Annotated in this window: 7 protein-coding genes and 4 pseudogenes; 6 read left to right on the top strand and 5 right to left on the bottom strand. The window is 68.8% G+C overall.

The window, feature by feature from the left end; translation table 11 throughout:
* The first annotated feature begins 80 nt into the window (after positions 1 to 80).
* The 3 genes and pseudogenes from H8R17_RS44350 to H8R17_RS44340 all read left to right on the top strand — a co-directional run bounded on the left by H8R17_RS44350 (position 81) and on the right by H8R17_RS44340 (position 2,233).
* Positions 81 to 928 (top strand): annotated as a pseudogene (locus H8R17_RS44350) (cation:proton antiporter).
* The gene (locus H8R17_RS44345) at positions 889 to 1,362 is read left to right on the top strand and encodes a cation:proton antiporter (protein WP_262506028.1); all 474 of its coding nucleotides are present in this window, start codon (positions 889 to 891) and stop codon (positions 1,360 to 1,362) included. Before H8R17_RS44350 ends, H8R17_RS44345 begins: the two are co-directional and overlap by 40 nt.
* Before the next feature lie 73 nt (positions 1,363 to 1,435).
* Positions 1,436 to 2,233: an NAD(P)/FAD-dependent oxidoreductase gene (locus tag H8R17_RS44340; RefSeq protein ID WP_262506027.1), complete on the top strand. Its 798-nt coding sequence runs from the start codon at positions 1,436 to 1,438 to the stop codon at positions 2,231 to 2,233.
* Between the two features lie 211 nt (positions 2,234 to 2,444).
* Here H8R17_RS44340 and H8R17_RS44330 read toward each other — a convergent pair.
* A pseudogene (locus H8R17_RS44330) lies at positions 2,445 to 2,822 on the bottom strand (transposase family protein); the annotation flags it as partial.
* A 152-nt stretch (positions 2,823 to 2,974) separates the two neighbouring features.
* Here H8R17_RS44330 and H8R17_RS48375 point away from each other — a divergent pair.
* The 3 genes and pseudogenes from H8R17_RS48375 to H8R17_RS44320 all read left to right on the top strand — a co-directional run.
* Entirely contained in the window at positions 2,975 to 3,322 is a 348-nt protein-coding gene (locus H8R17_RS48375; protein WP_262506026.1) for a hypothetical protein, read from the top strand.
* On the top strand, positions 3,319 to 3,750 hold the full coding sequence (locus H8R17_RS48370; RefSeq protein ID WP_262506025.1) for a hypothetical protein: 432 nt from the start codon (positions 3,319 to 3,321) through the stop codon (positions 3,748 to 3,750). Before H8R17_RS48375 ends, H8R17_RS48370 begins: the two co-directional genes overlap by 4 nt.
* Positions 3,751 to 3,805: 55 nt before the next feature.
* Positions 3,806 to 4,016, top strand: a pseudogene (locus H8R17_RS44320) (PPOX class F420-dependent oxidoreductase); the annotation flags it as partial.
* A gap of 21 nt (positions 4,017 to 4,037) precedes the next feature.
* Here the strand turns inward: H8R17_RS44320 and H8R17_RS48365 are convergent.
* The 4 genes and pseudogenes from H8R17_RS48365 to H8R17_RS44305 form a co-directional block, all read right to left on the bottom strand.
* Positions 4,038 to 4,205: a hypothetical protein gene (locus H8R17_RS48365; protein ID WP_187828826.1), complete on the bottom strand. Its 168-nt coding sequence runs from the start codon at positions 4,203 to 4,205 to the stop codon at positions 4,038 to 4,040.
* A 3-nt stretch (positions 4,206 to 4,208) separates the two neighbouring features.
* Complete coding sequence (locus H8R17_RS44310; RefSeq protein ID WP_187828825.1) at positions 4,209 to 4,385, bottom strand: hypothetical protein; 177 nt, start codon at positions 4,383 to 4,385, stop codon at positions 4,209 to 4,211.
* Positions 4,357 to 4,479, bottom strand: coding sequence for a hypothetical protein (locus tag H8R17_RS49010; RefSeq protein WP_316959744.1), 123 nt, complete (start codon positions 4,477 to 4,479; stop codon positions 4,357 to 4,359). The genes H8R17_RS44310 and H8R17_RS49010 overlap by 29 nt, the downstream gene beginning before the upstream one ends.
* A gap of 99 nt (positions 4,480 to 4,578) precedes the next feature.
* Positions 4,579 to 4,980: pseudogene (locus H8R17_RS44305) on the bottom strand (transposase); the annotation flags it as partial.
* Between the last annotated feature and the right edge of the window lie 87 nt (positions 4,981 to 5,067).

Raw genomic sequence — 5,067 nt, 5'->3', positions numbered from 1 at the left:
GCCCCCCCCCCCCGCCCCCCCCCCCCCCCCCGACCCCTGACCACGGCGACCAGTTGCCCTGCCCACCTCATGGAGGAGCCATGGCAGGCCCCTCCGCCCTCCCCCTCGACGCGATAGTCCTGGCCGACATCGCGATCGTCCTGGTCGCCGGTGCCGCGCTGGTGCGCCTGGCCCGCCGGCTGCACCAGCCCCCGGTGATCGCGGAGCTCACCGCAGGAATCATGCTCGGCCCCAGCCTTCTCGGACTGCTGCCGGGCCACTTGCCCGACCTGATCTTCCCCCCGCAGGCACGACCGGTGCTGGCCACCGTCGCCCAGATCGGCCTGGTCCTCTTCATGTTCCTGGCCGGATGGGACATGGACCTGCGGCGCCTGCGCGGACGGGGCCGACGCTGACCTCCACGGCCGCAGCCGCCATGGTGATGCCGTTCGCCTTGGGCGCCGCGGCCGCCATGACGCTGCACGGCCCCTTCGGACCCCAGCGGACCGGACGCACCGCCTTCGTCCTGTACGTGGCCACGGCATTCTCCATCACCGCGTTCCCCGTACTGGCGCGCATCATCAAGGACCGCGGACTCTCGGGAACCAGAGTCGGCAACCTCGCCATGGCCTGCGCCGCGATCGGCGACGTCACCGCCTGGTGCGTGCTGGTCCTGCTCGTGGCGATGGCGGGCACGGGCGGCACCCCGGAGTTCGTCACGGTCGTCGCGCTGACCCGGGCCTTCGGAGCCGTCATGGCCTTCATCACCCGCCCCCTGCTGGCCACTTACGCAGGCCGCGTCTCAGGCCCGGTGCTGCCGGCACTGATCAGCACGGGAGTGCTCCTGGCATCCGTCGCAACCAGATCGGCATCCACGCCATCTTCGGAGCCTTCGCCTTCGGCCTGGCCATGCCCCGCAACGGACAGCGCGCCCGGCAGGAAAGCGTGACCTCCCCCCTGGAGAAGGTGACAAGCCTTCTCCTGCCCGCCTACTTCGTGGTCACCGGCCTGTCCGTGGACATCAACAGCCTGAGCACAACGGGATACTTGACCCTCCTGCTGGTCGTAACGGTCGCTGTCATCGGCAAGTTCACCGGCGCCGCACTCCCGGCCCGCCTCTGGGGAATGGGCTGGAAAGAGGCCGGAGCCTTCGGCGCCCTGATGAACACCCGAGGGCTGACCGAGCTCGTGATCCTGGGCATCGGACGCGAACTGGGGCTCATCGGCCCCGAACTCTTCACGGCCATGGCGCTCATGGCACTGATCACCACGGCCATGGCAGGCCCGCTGCTCCACCTTCTGCGCCCGGCACCACCGAGGCCCTCGCGGCAGAAGAACAGCAGGCTCCCCGAGGACCATGGACGTCGCTCTCAAGTGGAGTGACGTGCGTCATGTTACGTCGTGCCGAGTCTCGGCGTTCCGCGGTGTCCTGAGTGCATGACCCAACCTTGAAGGCATGACTGAACACAGCAGCCGCAGCAGGGTCGTGGTCATCGGCGGTGGTTACGCCGGAACGCTCGCGACCAACCGTCTGCGGATGCGCGCCGACGTCGACATCACTCTGGCCCATCCCCGCCCGAAGTTCGTCGAACGCATCCGGCTGCACCAGTTCGTGACCCGCACCGGCGACGCCACAATTGACTACGGCACACTGCTCGGCCAGGGCATCCAGCTGGTCGTCGACAGCGCCACGCGCATCGACAACACCGCCCGCACCGTGCAGCTGGCGTCCGGCCGCACCCTGGACTACGACTATGTCATCTACGCGGCCGGCAGCACCGCAGCGACACTGTCAGAGGTGCCCGGCGCAGTTGAATTCGCTTGGCCCATCGCCGAGTTCGAGTCCGCGCAGCGGCTGCGCGCCAGGCTGGAGGAGCTGGCCCTCGACGCTCCGGTCACCGTGGTCGGCGGCGGGTTGACCGGCATCGAGACAGCCGCCGAACTGGCCGAGCAAGGACGCGCGGTCACGCTGGTGTGTGGCCGGGCCCTGGCGCCCACGCTGAGTGCGCCGGGGCGGCGCGACATCGCCAAGTGGCTGACCTGGCACGGTGTCATCGTGCTCGAGGCCGGCGTGGTGACCGAGGTCCGGCCGGATGCGGTCGCCCTTGCCGACGGGGCGGTGCGTCGTGCCGGAGCTGGCGGCGGCGAGCGGGCTGCGCACCGACACGTTCGGCCGACTGCTCACCGACGAGACGCTGACCAGCTTCGCTGCGCCTACTGCTGCAGATGCCGCCGGTCAGGCAACAGTGCGTGAGACGGACCGGCGTGCGGTGACCCCGCTGCTGATCACCGGAGCGCTGACCGAGACCGCAGACCATACCTGCCATATCCATGACAACTAGCACCACCATTGTCCCTGACGTCCTGCAGGGGCTGATGCGCACCGTGCCCGGTGTCGAAGCCGGCCTTGCCGTACTCAAGGCGACCCTGCAGCATGCGTTGAGGGTCTTTACGGTCAACGGGGCTGGCACGGCCAGCAGGCCGGCGAGGCGTGCGGCTGCCCGGCCGCATAACTCCCGCACCACCTGGGATATCTGCCAGGCAAGCCGCACCGTGCGGCGCTGATGGCGCTCCGGCAGTCCGGGTATCTGCTCGCGGAAGGTCTGTTGCCGGCAGCCCAGGACCGGACAGACCAGCCGCCGAACGCGCAGGTGGACGACGACCTGGCGGCCGTCGACCGGCACGTCCGTCACCGTCCGGCGGTGATACCCGTGCACCTTCGCCCTCGGCCTCCGGCACACCGGACACGGCACCGGCGCATCCCGAGTGCAGGCCGTGACCACCATCGCGTCACCACCGTCCACCACGTCCTCGACGACCAGCGCCGACAGCCCGGAAAACACCGTCACGATAAGGGAGTTGGCATCCATCACAAGATCATGATTGCGGACGGCTACTCGGTGCCACCACCGACTACGGGCCAGACCCGCTCGTTTGACAGACCCTCACCCGGCTGACCCTCCTGCGCGCCCACCGCCTCACCGCCCGCCGCGCGATGCGCCTCCTGCAACTGCGCACGCTCACCGGTATCCACCTGACCTTGGTCTGCCACCGCCCCCACCTGCCCGCCGCCCTGCACCAGGCCCTGCAAGCGGCCGACCACACCATCACCACCGACCTTCAGACCGCCCGCCGCCACTACTACGGCGCGACCGCCGCCGAACCCCTGCCTACAGACCAACCGGCCCGGACGGGCAGCCGATGGCTCACCTTGCCTGTGACAGCCCCACCCCCTGCGCCGCCCCGTGCAGGCCGCCGCCGATCATCTGGCGGCACCGCCCGCCGCCCACGCCCCTCACCCCGTACGCTGCCCAGCAAGTCGCCCATCGCCTCCATGGGGTGACTGCACACCCTCGCCTGGCCGCGACCGTTGCCGCCGCACTGATCACCGGCGCGTCCCTCCAGCAACTTGCTACCGCGCGCCCTCGCGACTACGACGATGCTGCGGCCACGCTCGCCCTGCACGACCGCGCTCGTTACACCGACGGCTGCGCCGCCTACCCCGTGCCGCCCTGGGCGGGTGTCTTCCTGCGGGCCGCGGCCTGCTTCGCCCGGCTCGTATCCGGCGAGGACCAAGAACTGCTCGCCACGCCAGGCAACCGTGCTCTCCTGCTGCGCGTGGCGGAGACGGCCAGGCTGCGCCCGCCCCAGCCGCCTGCGTCCCGCCGCCAAGGCCCGGCCGACCATGTTGAGTGGGACTGGCGCGAGCGGCAGGAGGCCAACAGGTACGAAGCGATGCTGGCCGTACGCGCCAGGCCCTCGCGGCGCTGAACGCCCTGACGCGTCCGATCGCAGGACAGGCTCATCCGATCGAGAAGTCGGCGAACTCGAGGTCGCTGAAGGCGAGGCCGAGGTCTCCGAGATCACGACGGTTTCCTGGTGACGCGGTGGGACGGGAACTGCTCGGGATGATCCCGAAGGCCGCGAAGCCCGAGGACGAAGATGCGTTCCTGGAGCAGCTGGTTGCCGAGCGCCGGGTGGTCATCCGGTTGAAGGTGGACCGGCTGTACGGGACAGCGCTCGACATCGACAGTTAGGACACATCGGGTCCGTGCTGGTCACAGCCACTCGTTGAGGACTGCGACCAGCACGGTCGCCTCGCAGCGAACGGCGAGCTTGTCGTACCTCGTGGCCACGGCCCGGTGGCGTTTGAGGCGCGGCACGCTCTGGTTGCCGTGCTCGCGCTGACCGCGTGCGCGGTTCTGGCGGGGGCGACCTCTGTGCACGATTTAGATCTCCGGATCGCCCGGCCGCCAGTGCCCGGCCTGCGCCAACCGGGCTACCACGTCACGTAGTTGGGAGCCGGCCTTGCCGGTGCCCTTGTACAGGTACAGGTCGCCGGTGCTGGACAGGCGGGCGAGCAGGTCGGCTTTGCCGTCACCGGTGAGGTCGCTGTGGCCGCGCACGGAGTTGTACTGGGGTGCCCGCGCAGACCATGTTTCCCGCGACGAAGGCCGAGTCGTAGACGCCGGAGCAGGTGCTGTCGGACTGCAGCGTCAGCGTGGCCGTCCGCGGCGTCTGGGAGCTGTCCTGGCTGGTGGAGCTGGTACGGCCCCAGCCTTAGTGTCCTGCACCGCAAGTGTCGGCATTAAGTTCGTGTCATGTTTTCTTGGCCGTCGGGTTGATCTTTTCGAGGTAGTCGGCGAGTGAGTTGAGAATTTCGTCGGCGGTCTTGGTCCAGGTGAAGGGTCTGGGGTTGTCGTTCCAGGTCTGGATCCAGGCGCGGATGTCGCGTTCCAGGGCCTGGACGGAGGTGTGGACGCCGCGGCGGATGAGTTTGTCCGTCAGCAGCCCGAACCAGCGCTCGACCTGGTTCATCCAGGAGGAGCCGGTGGGGGTGAAGTGGACATGGAAGCGGGGGTGCCTGGCCAGCCACTTCCGGATCTCGGGGGTCTTGTGGGTGGCGTAGTTGTCACAGACCAGATGCACGTCGAGTTCCGCGGGCACGGCTTTGTCTATCTTGATCAGGAACTTCTTGTACTCGGCGGCCCGGTGGCGTCGAGCAATGCTCAAGACCTGTGGATCAGCTCGGGGAGGACGTACCTTCCCGGGTGATTGATCGATTGGTCACCGAGCAAGACCGGTGTT

Origin of the sequence: Streptomyces sp. TRM68367 (genome assembly GCF_014495685.1) — a bacterium.
In the GTDB taxonomy this organism is placed as follows: Bacteria; Actinomycetota; Actinomycetes; order Streptomycetales; family Streptomycetaceae; genus Streptomyces.
The sequence above is the reverse complement of the archived record's forward strand: the minus strand, read 5'-3'. Positions and strand labels throughout refer to the sequence as shown.

What these genes read in the sequence shown, in the direction of transcription:
- H8R17_RS48375 (WP_262506026.1), top strand. Translation starts at nt 2,975, where the DNA reads ATGCGCCTCCTGCAACTGCGCACGCTCACCGGTATCCACCTGACCTTG.
- H8R17_RS44345 (WP_262506028.1), top strand. Translation starts at nt 889, where the DNA reads ATGCCCCGCAACGGACAGCGCGCCCGGCAGGAAAGCGTGACCTCCCCC.
- H8R17_RS44340 (WP_262506027.1), top strand. Translation starts at nt 1,436, where the DNA reads ATGACTGAACACAGCAGCCGCAGCAGGGTCGTGGTCATCGGCGGTGGT.